The following is an 18,740-nucleotide window of genomic DNA, read 5'->3' as shown; positions in this document are numbered from 1 at the left end:
AACCGGACGCGCTTTTTATTGTCATTGGTTCAGGAGAAGATACACTTTTTCCTGAGGATTCAGGACGGGGAGGGGACAGTGGCGACAAAAAAGGGGGGTAACGGCTCCAGAGACGTGGATGATATCCAGCTTCTGATTATGACGCTGCCGGCTGATTTCCAGGCGCATCTGCGCGAGCAGCCCCTGGAGCAGCTGATCGAGGTGGTGATGGATCTGGGAAGAATCCCTCAGGCGCGTTTTCCAGAGAAGGTGGTTGCCTTGGGCGAGCGTCCGGTGGCCCACGAGGACATCGCCCACGTCGTGGCTCTGACAGGTGAATTCACCGGCGAGAACCGGGCGGGCATCGAGCGGACGCTACATCGCATTTCGGGAATCAGAAACCGCAAGGGGCAGATCATTGGACTGACGCTCCGGGTGGGGCGGGCGGTATTGGGCACTATCGAGCTTCTGCGGGACCTGTTGAACGACAGTCAGAACATCCTCCTTCTCGGTCCACCCGGGGTCGGCAAGACGACTAAATTGCGGGAAATGGCACGGGTCCTGGCCGATGAGCTGCACAAACGGGTCATCGTCATTGATACCTCCAATGAGATCGGCGGCGATGGAGATATTCCCCATCCCGGCATCGGCGGCGCCCGCCGCATGCAGGTGCCGCGGCCGGAGCGGCAGCACGCGGTCATGATCGAGGCGGTTGAGAACCACATGCCCGAGGTGATCATTGTCGATGAGATAGGCACTCAGGAGGAAGCGGCTGCGGCGCGCACCATCGCCGAGCGCGGGGTGCAGCTGGTGGGTACAGCCCACGGCAACACCTTGGAGAATCTCATTGTCAATCCCACCCTCTCCGACCTCATCGGCGGGGTGCAGACTGTGACCTTGAGCGACGAGGAAGCCCGGCACCGTGGGACTATGAAAACGATCACCGAGCGTAAGAGCCCTCCCACCTTCGATATCGTCGTCGAGCTGGTGGACCGGGACGAGGTGGTGATACACCGGAATACGGCGGTGGCGGTGGACAGCCTGCTGCGGGGAAGGGGGACCCGGGGCGAGCGGCGGGAACGCTGGACGAACGGCCAAGTCCATGTGGCGGAAATCCCCGCACCGGAGGCTCTTCTCCCGCCGGCTCCTGCCCGGCCCCGGGAAGGACCCGCACGCCTCTATCCCTACGCGTTGAGCCGGGATCTGCTGGAAAGGGTCATCAGGGACCTGCGCCTGGAAGCCCGCACGGTGGGAAGTCCCGAGCAGGCCGATCTGGTCATTGCCCTTCGTTCCCGCTCCGATGATATGCGGCTGAAAAAGATTCTCGATGCCGGCGAAGCCTCTCTGCAGCTGATCAAGCGGAATTCCGCTTCGGACATGCGGCGGCTGTTGCAGAACTATTTCAATATCATACAAGGGGTGGACGAGGAGGAGGTGCAGGAGACGGTCCGGGAGACGGAGCAGGCAATCGAAAAGGTGCTTGCCGAAGGGGTGCCGGTGGCATTGAGTCCGCGCCGCCCCGTTTTGCGCAAGATGCAGCACCGGCTGGCGATCCGTTCCAACCTCATCGCCCAGAGCACCGGGAGCGAGCCGGAGCGGCATCTGGTCATCCACCCCCCCTAGGGAATCCATATGGTTTGCCTTTTTTGCGACATTTCCGCCGGAGCGGTCGATGCGCCTAAGGTCCTGGAAAATGAGGTCTCCCTGGCCTTTCTCGACCATCGCCCCCTTTTTGCGGGGCATACCTTACTCATTCCCCGATTGCATGTGGAGACGCTCACCGATCTCCCCCAGGAACTGGTCGGCCCGCTCTTCTCCAATGTCAGGCTCCTGGCACGGGCGGTGGAGCTTGCCTGTGGCAGCGACGGCAGCTTTGTCGCCATGAACAACCGGGTGAGCCAGAGCGTGCCCCATCTCCATATCCATATCGTTCCCAGGCGGAAAAAGGACGGTCTTAAAGGATTTTTCTGGCCGCGGCAAAAATACGGGGAAGGGGAGATGGAGGAAACGGCGCTACGGATACGGCAGGCGTTGGCGAATATGAAATAGGAGAAACTGTGGCGATTATCAGTGGCGATCTGCACGGCAACCTTGCCAAGGCAAGGGCCTTTCTTACCCATAAGCCCGAAGAGACCCACGTCTGCGTCGGCGATTATGTGGATTCATTCAACGAGCCGGGGGGACGGCAACTGCAGTGCCTGGAACTGCTGGTAGCCTCCGAGGCGCTGCTCTTATGGGGCAACCACGACCTTCACTACCTGCCCCGCCCCCTGTGGCGTTGCAACGGCTACCAGCCGGTCATGGCTCCCCTCTACCGGGATATCTTCGTCCGGGCGCTGGAGATCGGGCGCATCACTGCGGCCTGTGCAGTCGATGGCTGGCTCTGTACCCATGCCGGGGTCCACCCTGCCCTTATGGACAGGGAGATGACGGCCGATGAGGCGGCGGCCTGCCTTAATGCCGCTTTCCCCGAGCAGCTGAACTCCGGCGGTGGGCCGCTCTTCTATGTGGCTGCGGCACGTGGCGGCACCGATCCCTTCGGTGGCATATTCTGGTTCGACCCTTTCCGCGAGGGTATCGAGCCCAGCAGCAGAGTGGGAAGGCAGGTCTTCGGTCATACGGAACGGAAGAAGCCCCATGTGGCAGAGCGCTGGGCCTGCATCGACACGGTCAACTCTTCCGAATGCTGGATTTTCGAGACTACCAGCGGACAGGCGGTGCAGATTCCTTACTGAAATGGGATTACTCTGGTTCCTCCCACTTCACCGGCGTCGGCTCATGCTTCACCAGCAGTACGGAGCAGGGGAGCCGTCGCACCAGCGCGTCGTTCTCCCCTCCGAAAAGGAGATGTTCCAGACGCCCCTCCTCGTGGGCCGGAAGCATGATCAAGTCAATCTTTTCCCCTTTGACCAGCCGGACCGCTTCCTTGACGGGATCTTCGCCAGTCAGATACTCCCTGATGGGAAATCCCCCTCTGGTCACCCGGCTGATCGCCTGATCCAACTCCTCCTTGTACTGTTCCCGCCGCGACAGGTAATTCTTGTATTCCTCCCCCTTGAATAAAAGGCTTGGCGCGTTCACTGCCGCTCCAAAATCTACCGCCGTCGGGATTGGGCGCAGTACGCTCAGGGCCGCCCCGAACCGCTTCGCCAAGTTGATCGCCTCGTGCAAAATATCTCCGCTGCTCTCGATCATGCGGATGAGGATAAGAATATGTTTAATGTCCTCCATGGTGCTCTCCTTTCTTGTCGGGCCGTCTCCAGCCGCTCCCGCTGATAATTATACCCCCTTCCTTACGGCTTGCCGACCTTCGGGAAGAGGATATTGTTCTCCAGGTGGACATGCTTGTGCAGATCGTCCTCGAATTCCCTCAGTTTCTTGTATGTCAGGACGAAGGTATTGCAGACATCATCAGGGATTGCGTAATCTGCGGCCAGGTGCCGGATACGATGGACTGCGTCCCCCACCTCCAGATGGTCCCGGTTCAGCCGGTCCAGTGTTTGCTTGATCAGTTCTCGGTCTGCCGGCGCCGGATCCATCCCCCCCTTCTGCGCCGTATCGATCCTTTTCACTGCTGGAAAGAGCACCTCTTCCTCTTCGCGGAGATGGGCCATGAGATCCTGGATAATAGCGGCAAAAATATTTGCGATTTCGATAACTTCGGGGTGTCTGGCTCCGTGAACCTCGGCTATCTTGCGGGCATAGGCAGCTATGCCCTTTGCCTCTTCCCTGATGTAGCCGTGATGGGTGTTGACGATGTAATCGGCAAGAAACGGCAGGTCCCATGCCGCGTAATTACGGCTTCTCTCCAGCGGCTCGGCCTTAGCCGCCTCGATTTCCTGCAACAGAGTTGCCGGGTCGAGCCCCTTTTCGCGGCAGGCTGTGGTGAGCGGGACCCCGCCTCCGCAGCAGAAATCAATGCCGTACTTTTCGAAGACTTTCGCTGTCCGGTAGTCTTCAGCCACGAAATCGCCGATGGTTTTCTCCGCCGACTCCAGCCCTTCTCTTGTATTTTCCATGGTGACCCTCTCCTGTTTACGAAACAGCTAGTGGCTCATCCGGAGTTTCCGGATGGACACTACCTACAATGGTAACACAGCCGCCGACTCTTGCCAGGTATGGAGGGTAGAGACGGATGAGCCTCAATTTGATCAGCCTATGGAGCTTCGTTGACTTTGCCTACCTCCATGTCATTATTAATAATATTAAATTAAAAACCAGAAAGGAGCGTGCTGGATGAATACGAAAAAAGGTACCGCTATATTTTCACTCCTTGCCGTCACCGGCTTGGTCCTGATTTCCACCGAATCCTGGACCCAGACCACCAAGCAGATGCCGGCCGATGCGGTTCAGGAAGCCCAGTCCCCCAGGAATGTGCCCATAACCCGCCCGGAACAGAAGAAGAACGAGCATGATCTGAAGGATATATTTGCAGCGACAAAGTCCGAATCGTCTTCGGCAGCCTTCAAGGAACAGCCCGATGAGGGAAAGGTTCTCGGATTTGACTTCTATCGGGACCCATTCAATGCCAAAAAACCGTTGATGACTTTTGACGAGGTGTACAAGGCTGATGTGGAGGAAAAGCCGAAGGTCATGGAAAAACAGAAGCAGCTACTGGAGAAACGTTACAACCTGAAACCGAATCTATCTTCCGCTGTAAAAATGACCAGGGGTAAACCGATTGCCATCGGCCCGACGGCAAGATTACAGGATGGTGACACCTGGGACAGCCTGGCGGCCATGAATGCTGCGGATATTCGCGCCAAAAATGTCTTTCCCTATCCGCCATTGCCTCATCCAAAGCAGGCGACCGGGGGACAGGTTTTTCCCAAAATACAGATCGATATGTTTCCCAGGCTGCAGCGCTTTGACGTGGATTTCGACCTTCCCGATGCCTTCCTGCCGGAATTTCCGCCGGCAATCTTTCTGCAGAACAGGCCGGAGTTGGGGGATGTCTCCCGTGGCGAGGTGGTTTCCATCAACAACTATTACCGGTTATTCAAGGACCTGTTGACGCCGGTGCAGTTGGATGGCCTGCGGATGCTGGTGACGCCGTTTCCCCAGGAGGAGTTCAACCCGACCGACGACCGCAAGTCAGCTGAGGCAAGCCTTGGCGTCGCCTGTCTAGACTGTCATGTGAATGGTCATACGACTGCTCAATTCCATCTCAATCCCGATATCCGCCCGGAGGAGCGCAGATTCCGGCTGGATACGACCAGCCTGCGCGGCTTGTTCAATCAGCAGATCCATTCATCCAAACGCAGCCTGCGCTCCGTGGAGGATTTCACGGAATTCGAACAGCGTACCGCCTATTTCAATGGGGATGAGATCCGGGCAGCTAAAAAGGGGATGAATATCATCAGCCGCGTCCAAGTCTCCCACATGGCCCAGATGCAGAACATGTTCGATGTCCCTCCAGCACCGAAACTGGATGTGACGGGACGGCTGGACCCGGCCAGGGCGACCCAGGCAGAACTAGCTGGGGAGAAGATCTTTTTCGAGAAGGGGAAATGCGGCAACTGTCACATGCCGCCATTCTATATGGATCAGCAGATGCACGACCTGAAGCTGGAGCGCTTCACTCAGGAGCCGGGAGACGGGCCGATCAAGACCTTCACCCTGCGGGGTATCAAGGAAAGCCCCCCCTACATGCACGACGGCCGTTGTCTGACACTGGAGGACACGGTGGAGTTTTTCAACCTGGTCCTGGGGCTGAAGCTGACGGGTGAGGAGAAGAAGAATCTCGTGGCATTCATGTATGCCCTCTAGGGATGCTAGGGTTCGGGCAGAGCTAACAGTATCCATTCAACCACATGAGAAAGGAGAACCCATGAAAGCGAAAAAATATCTCGGCATCCTGGTCGCGGCTTCAGCACTGACAATCCCATCGGTTCCTTTGTACGCTGCAACTTCGGACCATAGCGGTTCCAAGGAGACCATGGGCGAAAAAATCGACGACGCCACCATCACTTCCAAGGTGAAGATGGAGCTGATGGCGAATAAGGGCACCAGCGCTTTGCATACGGATGTGGACACCACCAATGGCGTGGTTACCCTCACCGGTAAGGCAAAAACGGTATCGGAAAAAAAACTGGCGACCGAAGTCGCCAAAAAAGTAAAAGGTGTGAAAAGAGTAATTAACGACATCGCTGTAGTGCCTGTCCAATAACTTGAAGGTGGGCAGGCCTCAAAAGCCGCCCACCTCCATTATCATAACATCCGGACAAGCGTCAGCGGTTATCAAGGCAATAGTCTTAGCCGCGCAATGGCCGTGGAGTCAGGTGCTCCACTCCCAGTAGCCTCACCATGTGCTTCATTCCTTCCCCAACACAGTGAAATTCTGCTGCCGGTAAAAGATTCAGTCCATGAATAAGCATGCTCTGGGCAACCTCGGGAGCCTGGGCAGCCATATCTTCCCCTGCCTGAGTAAGATGCAGATCGACTGCTCGCCGATCTTCCTGAGAACGGATTCGGGTTACCAGACCTTTGTTTTCCAACCGATCAATAATGCCCACGACCGTGGCAGGATGCAGGAACATCGCTTCGGCCAGTTGCGAAACACGCATCGGGGCAGTCTCATCAAGAAGTTTTATTGCCCAGAGTTGGGGCCCTGTTAAACCCGTTTCTTTCTCGGCATTTCGGGAATACTCGTTTATTGCCTGGAATATCCGCCGCAGATTATCAAGAATTTCTTGTATTACTTCTGCTCTATCCATAATTCACTCCAAAAAATTTTATTGACAAATTATTTGCTATACAAATAATTTATATCCCAAATCATATTACGGGTTGTTTGATTCGTAAAGATTTATTCAACAAGTAACAAAAGGAGAAAGCAAATGAAGAAGCAAGTGGCAATCGGATGCGTGTTTTTGGGGCTCGCTGCGGTCGTTTTCAACGGTTGCGCAAAACAAGGGGTGGTCAAAAAAGACGAGCCGGTCCTTCAAGCAGCACCAACAAGCGATGCCGGCAACCAAGTGAAAGCAGCACTGCCTCAAGAACCGGCAAAACAGCCTCAGCAAAAGCATGAAGCGAAGCAGCCGGCCATACAGCCTTTGCCGCAAGCCTCTGAGATAAAAGCCGCTCTGGAAAAAGTTTTCTTTGCCTTTGACTCCTTCGTTCTTTCGGGCGATGCCCGGCAAGCCCTGGCCAAAAATGCCGAGATCTTGAAAGGTGATGCCGCCATGAAAATATTGATTGCAGGCAACTGTGACGAGCGGGGTGCCGATGAGTATAACCTGGCCTTGGGGGAAAAGCGAGCCCAGGCTGCGAAACAGTATCTGATAACAATGGGTATCCCAGCCGAACGCCTTTCCACCATCAGCTACGGGAAAGAAAAGCCTGCTGACCCAGAACATAACGAAGCAGCGTGGTCGCAGAACCGGCGCGACGATTTCGTCATTGTCCGATAACTCCGCCTCTTTTGGTGGCCCGCACGGCTTCCTTCACCGCGCGGGCCTTTTTTAGTTTTCATTCGTTTTACGCCAGCCTTGCAAGGATGCCCTGATGAAGTCAAAACTTACCGAAGAACTAACTCTTTTTGCCAGTGTTACCAAATGGGCTTTTTATGCCACTGTGGTCGGCATCCTGGTCGGATCTGGAACCGCTATTTTTTTATGGTGCCTGAACCATACTTCTGCAGTGTTTTCTTCCTTTCCTAATTATGTTTATTTTCTTCCTCTTACACTCCTTGTCAGTACCATGATCGTCAGGTGGCTCGCCCCCGATGCTGCCGGCCATGGCACCGAGAAAGTCATTGAGGCCGTTCATCAGCGGATGGGGAAAATTGCCCTCAAGGTGGTGCCGGTAAAATTAGTGGCTACGGTGATTACTCTGGCCAGCGGCGGCTCTGCGGGCAAGGAGGGTCCTTGTGCCCAGATCGGTGCTGGATTGGCTTCTGGTTTTGCGGATCTTCTACGATTGGAGGACGTCGACCGCAGAAAGTTGGTCATCTGCGGGATCAGTGCCGGCTTTGCCTCAGTCTTCGGTACCCCCATAGCTGGGGCACTCTTCGGCATCGAAGTGCTTGTGCTTGGTCAGATGATGTACGAGGTGCTCTTCCCTTCCTTCGTTGCCGGCATTGTCGGTTATCATGTGGCCGCTTCCCTGGGGGTTATCTACCCTCCCCAGTCAGCATGTTTCCTGCCGAAACTGACCGAATGGAGCCTGTTTGAGATGCTCCTTCTCGGTATCTGGTGTGGGCTGGTGGCATTACTGCTTATCGAGGTCATGAAGCTCACCCATCATCTTTTCAGCCGGCTGCGTTGCCATTATGCCTTCAAGGCCATACTGGGAGGCCTCCTGCTCATACTGATCGGCCTGTTTGTCTCCGATTCCTACCTGGGGCTCGGCCTTGACACCATTGCCTCCGGCCTTAAAGGAAACCCGCTGCCTGCCGGTGCCTTTGCCTGGAAGAGCATCGCTACGGCAATCACTCTGGGCTGTGGCGGAAGTGGCGGCGTCGTTACACCCATATTCTTTATCGGTACGGCAGCAGGAAACATTTTTGCCCAACTCTTCCATGAACCTTTTATTGCCGCATTTTCGGCCATAGGTATGGCCGCCGTTCTTGCCGGAGCGGCCAATACGCCTATAGCCGCTTCCATAATGGCCATGGAACTGTTCGGCCCGGCGATCGCCCCCTATGCAGCCGTTGCCTGCATGGTCAGTTTTCTCATCTCTGGTTATCGAAGCATTTATCCCAGCCAACTTCTCGGAATACAGAAGAGCGCTTCGCTCACAGCACCAACGGGGGTACCTGTAGGAGAACTTCGTCACGCGAAGCTGACACCACGGGAACACACACTCATGGGCACTGCCAGGGACATCTATCGTTCCCTGAGGAACCATAGACAAGGGAAAAAGAATGGGTAAGCGAAAAATTTCATCGCTGCTGCCGGTCCTGGTCCTATACGCAAAGAAAGCAAATCTGGACGATGCGCTGACAATACTGAAACAGGCATCCAAAATTCTACCTTCCGGACGGAACGATGACTTTCGTTCAATGGAATCATGATCCCTTCCGCTCCTCGATGGGCTTTTCCTGAGCCGCCGCAGGATGGCTCCATGGCCATCGGCCTGTTACTTCCACCTCAAGCGTAAAACTGAGGAAGGTCCTTATGACGACAATGGCGCCGAGGATGCCGACGCTGGTAAAGGTTGGCTCGATTGCCACGGTGCGGATGATGTCGGCGGCGACCAGAAATTCCAGGCCCAACAAGATGGCTCTGCTGAGTTGCCGACGATAGGCCGAGTAGAGATCAACTGTCGCAGTTTTCCTAAAGTAACCAAGAGCGGCATGAATCGTTGAAAATAGTGCTCCCATGGCGATGACAGCAATTCCTGAGGCTTCAAGGCTTGTAGCTGTCACCTGTATCAGTGGCTGTACGTTCTCCATTATCGCTCCTCTTCCAGGTAACTCATGATGTCGTCCGCTGCTTTGTCATTAGAATCACCCCCGTATCTTGCTCAACACGAAAGAGACCTGAAACCAGCCGCACGGGTCGAAGAGCCATTGCTGCGGGTGGGGGAGGTAATGTTCCAACCTTCTTTCTTAAAGTTTAAGGGATGCTGCTGCCTCAGCAATTGCTTTTGCTTTAACAACAACTAAAATTTTAATAGGTATTGCAGGTCTCAGTTTTGGTTATGTCTTATTCCTATGTGGGAATGATGAACAGGACAAGCAGTGGAAGCGTAACGTATTCCATAATCGTGATAACTTCTCGTTGTAGAGGGAACATGCCTGACCGCGATCGCCAGGGAAGATCGTCCGTGATCCTCGGCGTTTTAGGCTCGTTGCCATCTCAAAGTCATGAAGGAATGGCAACGACAAGCGCCAAGTTGCAACGGTCCAACCGGGGCCAGGTCTTTTCTGCTACGCCGCTTTTGTCGTCCTCACCATTTCTGCTTCAATCGTCTTTGACAAGCGGCTCGTCTGGAATTCTCCTGATAATGCTTCGGCATAAAACCGAGCTTGAGCTCGGAATCACTGTGTCGCCCCTGAGATGGCAGGCGAAAAATGAGAGATTTCCTGGCTGGAGCCGTGACCATAGGAGGTGTCATAGTATTTGCCGTCACTATTGGGTGGCTCCAACTGGTGCAACCCCAGTACGACCCGATTCATCAATACATGAGCGAGCTGGTCATGGGCCGTTCCGGCGCAGTCTTGCTGATAGGCTTCTGCGGTCTCGGCATATCAATCTACTCTGCTCAGGTCGGCCTTGCGGCTTCTGCAGCACCGAAAGGATTTAGAGCCCTGTTGTCATGTGCGGCAATAAGTATGGTCGGTGCCGGCATATTCACCATGGATCAGGCAGTAGAGTTGCATGTATCACTGGTTGCGTTGGCATTTGCTCTGCTCGTGATATCAATGTATCTTTTACCTGTTTGCGTAGGACAGTTTTCATCTAAATCTGCGCGGATGGCGTCATGGCTGTCTTCAGGATGTGCAACAGTAAGTATTGCTCTTAGTGGAACAGTGCCGGACGGGGTCAGTCAAAGGGCTGCAGCTGTCTGTGTCGGTGCATGGCTTTTATGGATAGGAATAAGTAAAATCAGAAAAAGAAATTGATATATTCACAGGCTCAGTCAGAGACATGTGTTGATACGTTCCTTCCCAGGGACAGACCAAAATACGGCCATAAGGAGGGCACATTTCACGGTGCCACTTGGTTGACTACTTTTCTTGTATTGTTAAGATTAATACATTGCAATGTATACGTCTTGAGAGCACCGTTCCATGGCCACTACGGTTCGAGGTAAACCGAAATCGCCACTGACAGCTATTGGGGAAGGGGTAAAAGTGGGCTGTCTGCTGTCAGTCCCTGCCCTGATTGCCTGGATTACCGGCAGGCCATTTATCTTTCCTAGTCTTGGCCCGTCGGCCTTTGCCCTGGTCATGGACCGGCAGGGGGAGATCACGGCCAGGCACGTGCTGGGGGGGCACCTGATCGGCGCTATCTGTGGCTTTCTTTCCTTTAATGCTCTTGCCCATGGTTTTACAGCCAGCCATTTTCCCGATGCACTATCGCTCTCTCTGCTGCGCCTTGCTGCCAGCGGCATTGTCTCGGTAGTACTGACTACGGTCCTGATGGTGACAGGACGTATGCAGCATGCACCCGCCTGTGCGACGACGATGATTGTCTCGCTTGGCTTGCTGTCTACCCTTGTCGATGCCATCTTCATCATGACAGCCATCCTGATCATGTACGGAGTGCACCGTCTTTTCATTGCCACCGGCTTGCAACAAGGCAAGAAACAGCCATGATATGCGGTTTGCTCTGGCCGTGGCCGATCAGTATCATCCTGACTTCAGCCATAGTGTGGTATGACCCTCTCATATGACGGGAATCATGCTAATAGGAATTCCGGCCGCAGGCAAGAGCACCTTCTGCCGCCTTAATTTTTTCGAAAGCCATGTGCGCATCAGCCTTGATATGCTGCGGACCCGGCATCGGGAAAGGCTCCTGCTGCAGGCATGTATAGACGCTCGACAATCCTTCGTGGTGGATGACACCAATGCCACGAGGGAGGTGCGTCGCCGCTTCATGGAGCCTGCCAGGGCCGCCGGTTTTCGCATTATCGGCTATTATTTTTCCTCTCGGCTGGAGGAGGCTCTCAAGCTTAACCGCCAGCGGCAGGGCAGGGAGCGAATTCCCGATGGCGGGGTGAGGGGCATTGCCGGCCGCCTGGAACTGCCGAGTCTTGACGAGGGATTTGACGAGCTTTGGTACGTGCGCATGGATGGCAGCGGCGGCTTTGAGGTCCGCGAGTGGGAGCCGGGAAGCGACAGTGCCGACAGGGGAGGGTGTATGAAGTATGAGGATATCGTCAGATTCCACGGCCATGACTGCCCGGGGCTTGCCATCGGCTACCGTATGGCTGCTGCAGCCATGGAAGCCCTCAAGGCGATGCGGGCCGGGGATGAGGAAATCGTCGCCATAGTGGAAAATGATGCCTGCGGTGTCGATGCCTTGCAGTGCATAAGCGGCTGCACCTTCGGCAAGGGGAACCTTGTCTTCCGCGACTACGGAAAGCAGGTCTATACCTTGTTCAACCGTGCTGACGGCAGGGGCGTGCGGGTCGTGTACCGTGGCGAGGGCATTCCGGCAGAGCTGTCCGGTGATCGCGCCGCCCGGACAGCGTTCATTCTCGGTGCTCCAACTGAGCTGATTCTGTCCATTACCGAGGTGACCATTGCTGAGCCGGAACGAGCGCAAAGCCGCCCTTCTGTTTTATGCGCCTGGTGTGGCGAGGAAGTGATGGAAACCCGTCTGAGGGAAGTGGCTGGGGAGCGCCTCTGCATTCCCTGTGCAGAAGGAAAGACTGCCCATTAAATTCTAATCACGTAGCGGTTGCGGTGAACTCACGGTCATGGTATGGTATGCGCTTGGCTGAAAACCGTGCCGGGGGCAGGTAAGACATGTATCTGGAATATTACGGCTTCAGAGAGAAACCTTTTTCCATAACGCCCAATCCCCGCTTTATTTTCCTCAGCAAAAACCACCAGGAAGCCTTTGCCCATCTTCTGTACGGCGTAAACAGCCGTTGCGGTTTCATCCAGCTGACCGGCGAGGTGGGGACCGGCAAGACGACGGTTCTACGAACCTTCCTCAACCGGCTGGACGAGGACGGCTATCGAACTGCCCTCATCTTCAATCCCTGCCTGTCGTCCGAAGAGTTGCTCCGCACCATCAATCGCGACTTCGCCATATCCCATGATGGCCTGACCCGGGCGCAGCTTTTGGAGGTGCTGAATGCTTTCCTTCTGGAACAGCGGGAGGCGGGACGCATAGTCATCCTGGTTATTGACGAGGCACAGAACCTTGCCCCGGAGGTGCTGGAACAGATTCGGTTGATTTCAAACCTGGAGACCGAGACGGAGAAACTGATCCAGATCGTTCTCGCCGGGCAGCCGGAGCTTGACAAACTGCTGGGGCGGACTGAGCTGCGGCAACTGAAGCAGCGCATCCTTGTCCGTTATCATCTGCTTCCCATGGATTTCGATGACACCTTTGGCTATGCGGAGCATCGCCTGGAGCTGGCCAGCGGTGGGGTTATCTTTTCGAACCAGGCAATGAAACGGGTTTTCCGCTATTCCCGGGGCATTCCGCGGCTTATAAACATAGTTTGCGACAGGGCCCTGCTCGTGGGTTTTGGAGATGGAAGCCGAGAGATCACCGGCCGGATGGCCGGGACTGCCATTGCCGAACTGGATACAAGCAGAAAAGGGTTGTGGAGGCGCTTGTGGTGCAGGTTTGGATTTGCCTGATTACTGTAGGGTGATGGGGGACCAGTTATGAGTTCTATTCTGAAGGCCCTGAAAAAAGTCGAGGAGGAGAAGGCGGCTCAACGCACGACGGCGCCCCTGGCCGGCGATGTAGCGGGAAAGTATCGCAGCCGGCAACAGAAATCGCGCTGGAAGATCCTCGCAGCACTGGCAGCCGTTGCCGTACTGGCGGTACTGACGACTTATGCCGCAATGGGAGGTTTCTCCGTCGGCAAGCAGGGAACCGCCCCGCGGCCTGCCGGCAATCCTGCTGAAAGCACAATCAAGACCGGCGTGTCATCACCTGCAGTTCAGGTTCAGCCGGCCCAGGCTGTTGCGGTTTCGGCCCAGGGACTGAACGGGCAGGCCAAGCCCGTTCAGCAATCGACGCCGGCTGCCGCAAAAGCAGCTCCATCTCTGACCGGATCTGCAGTTGCTGTCCCGGCAGTGGCCGTTAAAAGCGGCATGCAGCCCTTTCTTCGGACGACGACTGGGGCTGTTTCCATCGGGGAGGATCACGTCGGCTTCAAGGTCAGCGGAATCGCCTGGCAGAAGGAGAGCTCATCCCGTCTAGCTGTGGTCAACGGCATTGCCGTCACCCAGGGGGCGACGGTGGATGGGGCGAAGGTGGTGGAAATTCTTCCTGACAGGGTCCGCCTTTCCCATGGGGGGCGGACATTCGAGATTTTGCTGGGCAAGATCAACCAATACCGGTGAAAGGTTCAGATGACAAAGGAAAGCCAGGCAAAGAACCGTGAAGAATGGGAGTCCCTCTGTGAACAGTGCGGCCTGTGCTGTTTCGAAAAGATCGAGGATGAGGCGGGAACCATCTTTTTCACCTCCACCCCATGCCGCTATCTGGATGTGGTTACCCGGGAGTGCAAGATTTACGAGCGGCGATTTGAAATCTGCCCGGAGTGCATCCAGTTGACCGAGGAGCTGGTCAGGGAGCTGAACTGGCTTCATGACGACTGCGGCTATCGCAAGGCGCTGGGGCTTAAAAGGCAGAGAAGAGTGAAGAGTGAAGAGTGAAGAGTGAAGAGTGAAGAGTGAAGAGGAGTTGGAATTGCCAAAAAAAAACGATGACACTGCAATACTGAAACTGGTAAAGGGGGGGCGCGCATCTTCCCTTCCCTTCGCCGGTCTTACATTCGAAGAGAAGGCTCGCCATTTGAAAAGGCTTGGCGCTAAGGAGCGGATGGATCTCATTCTCGGGGATGCCGATGGAGAGCGCCTGGTCAGAGGGATGGAGTCCCAGGAATTTTTCTGGATGGTGAAGGATGTGGGAGAGACGGACGCCCTGGAGTTAGTCCAGCTTGCCTCTCCTGAACAGACCCTGTTCCTGCTGGATATGGAGCTGTGGTCAAAGTGGTCCTTTTCTCAAGATAAGGCAGTGGAGTGGTTCGGTTATCTGTTGGAGGGGGGCGATGAAAAGCTCAGGGAACTGCTGCCAAGCCTGGATTTCGAGCTGCTGCAGCTTTTCCTCAACCGCGAGGTGATCGTCGGCGGCGGGATCGGCGACCTGTCCAACGACGAAGAACGCCTTGCCGACTGGGATCATACCTTCGACGACACCTTTATGATAAGCTTCAAAAATCCTAAACACAGCCAGCTGGTCGGCAGGCTGATCGAGAGCATCCGCCGCATCGACAATCAGCTCTATGTGGCGCTCATGGAGGGGGTGAAGAGCGACGTGGATCTGGAGCTTGAGGATACCTGCTATCGCTTCCGCTCGGGCCGCCTAGCCGATCTGGGTTTTCCTCCCCTTGACGAAGCACTTTCCATATATGCCCGGGTGAAGCCTTCTTCCTTTACCCTGGACGGTGACAAAAGCCATCTTTCAACCAGTTCCGTTGCCGCTCTGCCGGTGGCGGTCGGTTCCGAAAACGCTCTTCTGCAGCGGGCACTTGCGCTTATTGATGCCGATGATATTTATTTGGAGCTTAACTACCTGATCAACAGCGCGCTGGTGGCAGACGGGACAGCCCTTGCCGATACGGAGTCCATGCGCATCATCGCCAACCGCGTGTATGGCTACCTTAATATCGCCCTTGAGACCATCTGCGGTGATGATGTGAAAAAAGCCGCTGAGGTTTTAACGGGCGAATACCTGAAGCGGCTCTTCCAGCTGGGCTACAGCGTCCTCCTCGATCTTAAGAGCCGCGCGGAAAACTTTTCGACGGAGGATTACGCGGCCAATAAGCTCCTCAATGGCCTGAAACATAAGCGTCCTCGGTTCTATCGCGGTCTGGATGCCGATACTGCCGATGGATACCGGGAATTCCATTCCATGGCCGATGTGGAGAGGGTCGATGCTTTTCTGCGTGGTCTTGGGGTTTGAGGATTCTGGTTGTTTTATTAAAGATTGACAAACAATTTTGGTGGCTATAAAATTCAAAGTCTTTTTCTGACTTTTTCTATTTTATAAATATCGTTGAGGAGGATTTGCACGATGGAAATGAAGGATTACATTTTTACCTCCGAGTCGGTTTCCGAGGGGCATCCCGACAAGGTTGCCGACCAGGTTTCGGATGCCATTCTCGATGCTATTCTTGCCCAGGATCCCAGATCTCGGGTTGCCTGTGAAACTCTAGTCACGACCGGTATGGCTGTAATTGCCGGCGAGATCACCACCAATGCCATTGTCGACTATCCCAAAATTGTCCGCGAGACCATTAAGGAAATCGGCTACAACGATTCGGCCATGGGCTTCGATTGGGAAACCTGCGCCGTTCTTACTTCCATCGATAAGCAGTCTCCCGACATCGCCCAGGGTGTGGACGAAGGAGCCGGACTTTTCAAGGACCAGGGGGCCGGCGACCAGGGGCTCATGTTCGGCTATGCCTGCAACGAAACCCCTGAACTGATGCCCATGTCGATTCTTCTCTCCCACAAGCTGGTGAAAAAACTCGCCGACGTGCGTAAATCCGGCGTTCTCGATTTCCTCCGTCCCGACTCCAAATCCCAGGTTTCCATCAAATACGAGAATGACAAGCCGGTTCACGTGGATACGGTGGTTATCTCCTCCCAGCATACTCCCGAAGTCTCCTACGAGACCATCAAGGAAGGGATCATAGAAGAGGTCGTCAAGAAGATCATTCCCACCGAGCTGATGGATGCATCCACCCGCTTTCTCATCAACCCAACCGGCCGTTTCGTCATCGGTGGCCCCATGGGTGACTGCGGCCTGACCGGGCGGAAGATAATCGTCGACAGCTACGGCGGCCATGGTGCCCATGGCGGCGGTGCCTTCTCCGGCAAAGACCCCTCCAAGGTTGACCGTTCCGCCGCCTACATGGGGCGCTATGTTGCCAAGAACCTGGTTGCTGCCGGCCTTGCCGAGAAATGCGAAGTGCAGGTGGCCTACGCCATCGGTGTTGCCGAGCCGGTCTCCGTCATGGTGGATACCTCCGGCACCGGTAAAATCCCTTCCGCCAGGATCGCCCAGATCGTCCGGGAGGTCTTTGACCTGCGCCCCCGGGCTATCATCGAACAACTGGACCTGCTCCGCCCCATCTACAAAAAAACCGCCGCTTATGGCCACTTCGGCCGTGAGTTGCCTGAATTCACCTGGGAGAGGACCGATAAGGTCTCCATCATAAGGGAGAAAGCAGGGCTTTAAAGGCGGTGACGAGTGACTAGTAATATGTGACGTGTTTAAAAGGCCGGGAGAGATTTCTTCCGGCCTTTTCTATTAAGCTGATTTTTGGGGAACGTAGAACGTCGAACTTCGAACCTCGAACCCCGCTTTTCACGCGCCGCGAGAAAAGCGGTACCCCACACCACGTACGGTCTGAAAATATCTGGGCTTCGTGGGATCAGGCTCGAAGTATTTTCGCAGCCGGACTATGAAGTTGTCCAGGGTTCTGGTTTCTGCATCGGAAGCGTAACCCCAAACACTCTCAAGCAGCACTTTCCGCGGTATCGCCTCTCCCTCTTTCTGAAAGAACAGCGACAGCATCTTCACCTCCAGGTCGGTCAGATCGATCTCCCCCTGGGGAGTCTTTGCCCGGTAGGAGAGGAGGTAGACCTGGTTTTCACCGAAGCGGTAGCCTTCCTCCACCGGCTCGGGTCGGTACCAGGCCGAGCGGCGCAGCATGCCCCTCACCCGTAGCAGAAATTCGTCCAGGTTGAACGGCTTGGTCAGATAATCATCTGCGCCTCCGGCCAGTCCGGCGATCCGATCCCGTTCGTCGGAACGGGCTGTCAGCATCAGTACCGGCACCCGTGTATCCAACTCCCTTATCTTCTTGCAGACGGCAAAGCCGTCTATTCCAGGCAGCATCACGTCCAGGATGATCAGGTCGAAGCGCTCGAACTTCACCCGTTCCAGTGCTTCCTCGCCGCTCTCCACATGGCTTACCCGGAACTCTTCAAGCTCCAGATTGAAACAGATGCCCCGTGCCAGATGAATTTCGTCCTCCACCAGCAGGATATGGGCCTTGTCGTTGCTCATGCCGGCTTCCTCCTGTTCTCGGGATCAGCAAGGGGCAGGGTGATATGGAAGGTGCAACCTTTCCCCAGACCTTCGCTGGAGACGCCAATTTTTCCGCCGTGGGCGTTTACAACCGATTTCACTATATAGAGCCCCAAGCCTGTGCCGCGAATATTCTCTCCCGGAGTCCTCACCCGGTAGAAAAGGGCGAAGATTTTTTTCAGATCCCCTTTATCCAGGCCCTTGCCGTGGTCTTGAAACTGGAGATGGCAGTTCTTGCCGCTTTTTCGCAAGGTAACTCTGATGTCCGGTGAGACCGGGGAATAGAGAAGGGCGTTCTCGAAGAGGTTGCGCAATGCCATCTCCATCCCTTCGCTGTCGATCTGCGCCATCAGTCCCTCCTCCACCTCCACATGCAGCCTGCCCCCCTCAGGCAGTTCAGGCCGTTTTTTCTCCATGTAATCCTTTACGAACTCGGAAAAATCCACCGTCTTCTGCTCGACTCCCAGCTGGCGATACTCAATGCGGGTCGCCATCAAAAGGTTGCTGATGAGGTTATTCAACCTTCCCGTGTCCGAGAGCATGGTGTCGAGAAATATGTCCAACTTTTCCTGGGGGGGCTTGCGCAGCTTGATTGTCTGCAGGTGCAGCTGTATGGAGGCCAGCGGCGATTTGAGTTCGTGGGTAAGCTGGGAAATGAAGCTCCGCTGCTGCCGGTAGAGCTTTGCCTGCCGTCGCCAGTAGAGAAACATGACATAGACGCCCGCCAGAATCGCCACCAGCAGGATCAGTCCCTCAACCAGTACGACCCAGTTGAGCCCGTGGCCGATCAGCTCCGGCTTGTACCGCTGGGCCAGATCACGAAATTCACGGTTCCGGCCAAGAAACCAGTAAACCCAGAAGACCACCAGCAGGATCCAGACCAGCTGGATACCGATCAGGGCAGCGAGCGGCGTAAAGACTTTTTTATACCATTTCATGCATCCTGTTTAACATCGGCATCTTTCATTTGCAAGGGGATTTAGCCTGTGTCAAGCGTTCCTGCTGCCCCTTTCCGTC

21 protein-coding genes are annotated in these 18,740 nt (G+C 55.3%); 15 read left to right on the top strand and 6 right to left on the bottom strand.

What is annotated here, in order from left to right:
* The first annotated feature begins 78 nt into the window (after positions 1 to 78).
* From ML541_RS11695 to ML541_RS11685, 3 genes are read left to right on the top strand one after another with little or no spacing between them, the layout of a single operon-like run.
* Entirely contained in the window at positions 79 to 1,602 is a 1,524-nt protein-coding gene (locus tag ML541_RS11695) for a R3H domain-containing nucleic acid-binding protein (RefSeq protein ID WP_243373103.1), read from the top strand.
* Positions 1,603 to 1,611: 9 nt separating this feature from the next.
* Entirely contained in the window at positions 1,612 to 2,028 is a 417-nt protein-coding gene (locus ML541_RS11690) for an HIT family protein (protein ID WP_243373101.1), read from the top strand.
* Positions 2,029 to 2,036: 8 nt separating this feature from the next.
* A complete protein-coding gene (locus ML541_RS11685) occupies positions 2,037 to 2,714 on the top strand; it encodes a metallophosphoesterase (protein ID WP_243373099.1) in 678 nt (225 codons plus the stop codon).
* A 7-nt stretch (positions 2,715 to 2,721) separates the two neighbouring features.
* On the opposite strand, the gene ML541_RS11680 is transcribed toward ML541_RS11685, so the two are convergent.
* Entirely contained in the window at positions 2,722 to 3,210 is a 489-nt protein-coding gene (locus ML541_RS11680) for a universal stress protein (protein WP_243373097.1), read from the bottom strand.
* Positions 3,211 to 3,272: 62 nt separating this feature from the next.
* Positions 3,273 to 3,998 (bottom strand): iron-sulfur cluster repair di-iron protein, encoded by a 726-nt coding sequence (gene ric, locus ML541_RS11675; RefSeq protein ID WP_243373096.1) that lies wholly within the window; start codon positions 3,996 to 3,998, stop codon positions 3,273 to 3,275.
* Between the two features lie 217 nt (positions 3,999 to 4,215).
* Here ric and ML541_RS11670 point away from each other — a divergent pair, with 217 nt between their 5' ends.
* Both ML541_RS11670 and ML541_RS11665 read left to right on the top strand, forming a co-directional pair.
* Positions 4,216 to 5,748, top strand: coding sequence for a cytochrome B6 (locus tag ML541_RS11670; RefSeq protein WP_243373095.1), 1,533 nt, complete (start codon positions 4,216 to 4,218; stop codon positions 5,746 to 5,748).
* 61 nt (positions 5,749 to 5,809) lie between these two features.
* Positions 5,810 to 6,148 carry a BON domain-containing protein gene (locus tag ML541_RS11665; RefSeq protein ID WP_243373094.1) on the top strand — a complete coding sequence of 113 codons (339 nt, stop codon included), beginning with the start codon at positions 5,810 to 5,812 and terminating at the stop codon, positions 6,146 to 6,148.
* 85 nt (positions 6,149 to 6,233) lie between these two features.
* Here ML541_RS11665 and ML541_RS11660 read toward each other — a convergent pair whose 3' ends face one another.
* Positions 6,234 to 6,695 (bottom strand): MarR family transcriptional regulator, encoded by a 462-nt coding sequence (locus ML541_RS11660; protein ID WP_243373093.1) that lies wholly within the window; start codon positions 6,693 to 6,695, stop codon positions 6,234 to 6,236.
* A 123-nt stretch (positions 6,696 to 6,818) separates the two neighbouring features.
* Between ML541_RS11660 and pal the strand changes: the two genes are divergently transcribed.
* Positions 6,819 to 7,391, top strand: coding sequence for a peptidoglycan-associated lipoprotein Pal (gene pal / locus ML541_RS11655; RefSeq protein WP_243373092.1), 573 nt, complete (start codon positions 6,819 to 6,821; stop codon positions 7,389 to 7,391).
* Between the two features lie 94 nt (positions 7,392 to 7,485).
* A complete protein-coding gene (locus ML541_RS11650) occupies positions 7,486 to 8,853 on the top strand; it encodes a chloride channel protein (protein WP_243373091.1) in 1,368 nt (455 codons plus the stop codon).
* A gap of 136 nt (positions 8,854 to 8,989) precedes the next feature.
* Here ML541_RS11650 and ML541_RS11645 read toward each other — a convergent pair whose 3' ends face one another.
* Positions 8,990 to 9,376: a DUF1622 domain-containing protein gene (locus tag ML541_RS11645; protein ID WP_243373090.1), complete on the bottom strand. Its 387-nt coding sequence runs from the start codon at positions 9,374 to 9,376 to the stop codon at positions 8,990 to 8,992.
* Between the two features lie 621 nt (positions 9,377 to 9,997).
* Between ML541_RS11645 and ML541_RS11640 the strand changes: the two genes are divergently transcribed.
* The 8 genes from ML541_RS11640 (at position 9,998) to metK (ending at position 16,868) form a co-directional block, all read left to right on the top strand.
* Positions 9,998 to 10,549: a DUF998 domain-containing protein gene (locus ML541_RS11640; protein ID WP_243373089.1), complete on the top strand. Its 552-nt coding sequence runs from the start codon at positions 9,998 to 10,000 to the stop codon at positions 10,547 to 10,549.
* 168 nt (positions 10,550 to 10,717) lie between these two features.
* Entirely contained in the window at positions 10,718 to 11,245 is a 528-nt protein-coding gene (locus ML541_RS11635) for an HPP family protein (protein ID WP_243373088.1), read from the top strand.
* Positions 11,246 to 11,330: 85 nt separating this feature from the next.
* Entirely contained in the window at positions 11,331 to 12,314 is a 984-nt protein-coding gene (locus ML541_RS11630) for an FmdE family protein (RefSeq protein ID WP_243373086.1), read from the top strand.
* A gap of 86 nt (positions 12,315 to 12,400) precedes the next feature.
* Complete coding sequence (locus ML541_RS11625; RefSeq protein ID WP_243373084.1) at positions 12,401 to 13,249, top strand: AAA family ATPase; 849 nt, start codon at positions 12,401 to 12,403, stop codon at positions 13,247 to 13,249.
* A gap of 27 nt (positions 13,250 to 13,276) precedes the next feature.
* Positions 13,277 to 13,963, top strand: a complete 687-nt coding sequence (locus tag ML541_RS11620) for a general secretion pathway protein GspB (RefSeq protein WP_243373082.1) — start codon at positions 13,277 to 13,279, stop codon at positions 13,961 to 13,963.
* Positions 13,964 to 13,972: 9 nt separating this feature from the next.
* Positions 13,973 to 14,278 carry a YcgN family cysteine cluster protein gene (locus tag ML541_RS11615; protein WP_243373080.1) on the top strand — a complete coding sequence of 102 codons (306 nt, stop codon included), beginning with the start codon at positions 13,973 to 13,975 and terminating at the stop codon, positions 14,276 to 14,278.
* Positions 14,279 to 14,312: 34 nt separating this feature from the next.
* A complete protein-coding gene (locus ML541_RS11610) occupies positions 14,313 to 15,587 on the top strand; it encodes a DUF6178 family protein (protein WP_243373078.1) in 1,275 nt (424 codons plus the stop codon).
* A 111-nt stretch (positions 15,588 to 15,698) separates the two neighbouring features.
* Entirely contained in the window at positions 15,699 to 16,868 is a 1,170-nt protein-coding gene (gene metK / locus ML541_RS11605; RefSeq protein ID WP_243373077.1) for a methionine adenosyltransferase, read from the top strand.
* A 129-nt stretch (positions 16,869 to 16,997) separates the two neighbouring features.
* On the opposite strand, the gene ML541_RS11600 is transcribed toward metK, so the two are convergent.
* Together ML541_RS11600 and ML541_RS11595 are read right to left on the bottom strand one after the other, a co-directional pair.
* A complete protein-coding gene (locus tag ML541_RS11600; RefSeq protein ID WP_243373076.1) occupies positions 16,998 to 17,702 on the bottom strand; it encodes a response regulator transcription factor in 705 nt (234 codons plus the stop codon).
* Complete coding sequence (locus ML541_RS11595; RefSeq protein WP_243373075.1) at positions 17,699 to 18,661, bottom strand: HAMP domain-containing sensor histidine kinase; 963 nt, start codon at positions 18,659 to 18,661, stop codon at positions 17,699 to 17,701. The genes ML541_RS11600 and ML541_RS11595 overlap by 4 nt, the downstream gene beginning before the upstream one ends.
* Positions 18,662 to 18,740: the final 79 nt, after the last annotated feature.

This window comes from Geotalea sp. SG265 (assembly GCF_022808985.1).
Taxonomy (GTDB): domain Bacteria; phylum Desulfobacterota; class Desulfuromonadia; order Geobacterales; family Geobacteraceae; genus Geotalea.
The sequence above is the reverse complement of the archived record's forward strand: the minus strand, read 5'-3'. Positions and strand labels throughout refer to the sequence as shown.

Bases quoted from the DNA above. Each gene is read 5' to 3' on its own strand.
- ML541_RS11650 (WP_243373091.1), top strand. From the start codon at position 7,486: ATGAAGTCAAAACTTACCGAAGAACTAACTCTTTTTGCCAGTGTTACC.
- ML541_RS11640 (WP_243373089.1), top strand. From the start codon at position 9,998: ATGAGAGATTTCCTGGCTGGAGCCGTGACCATAGGAGGTGTCATAGTA.
- ML541_RS11645 (WP_243373090.1), bottom strand. From the start codon at position 9,376: ATGGAGAACGTACAGCCACTGATACAGGTGACAGCTACAAGCCTTGAA.
- pal (WP_243373092.1), top strand. From the start codon at position 6,819: ATGAAGAAGCAAGTGGCAATCGGATGCGTGTTTTTGGGGCTCGCTGCG.
- ML541_RS11660 (WP_243373093.1), bottom strand. From the start codon at position 6,695: ATGGATAGAGCAGAAGTAATACAAGAAATTCTTGATAATCTGCGGCGG.
- metK (WP_243373077.1), top strand. From the start codon at position 15,699: ATGGAAATGAAGGATTACATTTTTACCTCCGAGTCGGTTTCCGAGGGG.
- ML541_RS11600 (WP_243373076.1), bottom strand. From the start codon at position 17,702: ATGAGCAACGACAAGGCCCATATCCTGCTGGTGGAGGACGAAATTCAT.
- ML541_RS11670 (WP_243373095.1), top strand. From the start codon at position 4,216: ATGAATACGAAAAAAGGTACCGCTATATTTTCACTCCTTGCCGTCACC.
- ML541_RS11690 (WP_243373101.1), top strand. From the start codon at position 1,612: ATGGTTTGCCTTTTTTGCGACATTTCCGCCGGAGCGGTCGATGCGCCT.
- ML541_RS11615 (WP_243373080.1), top strand. From the start codon at position 13,973: ATGACAAAGGAAAGCCAGGCAAAGAACCGTGAAGAATGGGAGTCCCTC.
- ML541_RS11625 (WP_243373084.1), top strand. From the start codon at position 12,401: ATGTATCTGGAATATTACGGCTTCAGAGAGAAACCTTTTTCCATAACG.
- ML541_RS11635 (WP_243373088.1), top strand. From the start codon at position 10,718: ATGGCCACTACGGTTCGAGGTAAACCGAAATCGCCACTGACAGCTATT.
- ML541_RS11680 (WP_243373097.1), bottom strand. From the start codon at position 3,210: ATGGAGGACATTAAACATATTCTTATCCTCATCCGCATGATCGAGAGC.
- ML541_RS11630 (WP_243373086.1), top strand. From the start codon at position 11,331: ATGCTAATAGGAATTCCGGCCGCAGGCAAGAGCACCTTCTGCCGCCTT.
- ric (WP_243373096.1), bottom strand. From the start codon at position 3,998: ATGGAAAATACAAGAGAAGGGCTGGAGTCGGCGGAGAAAACCATCGGC.
- ML541_RS11595 (WP_243373075.1), bottom strand. From the start codon at position 18,661: ATGAAATGGTATAAAAAAGTCTTTACGCCGCTCGCTGCCCTGATCGGT.
- ML541_RS11620 (WP_243373082.1), top strand. From the start codon at position 13,277: ATGAGTTCTATTCTGAAGGCCCTGAAAAAAGTCGAGGAGGAGAAGGCG.
- ML541_RS11665 (WP_243373094.1), top strand. From the start codon at position 5,810: ATGAAAGCGAAAAAATATCTCGGCATCCTGGTCGCGGCTTCAGCACTG.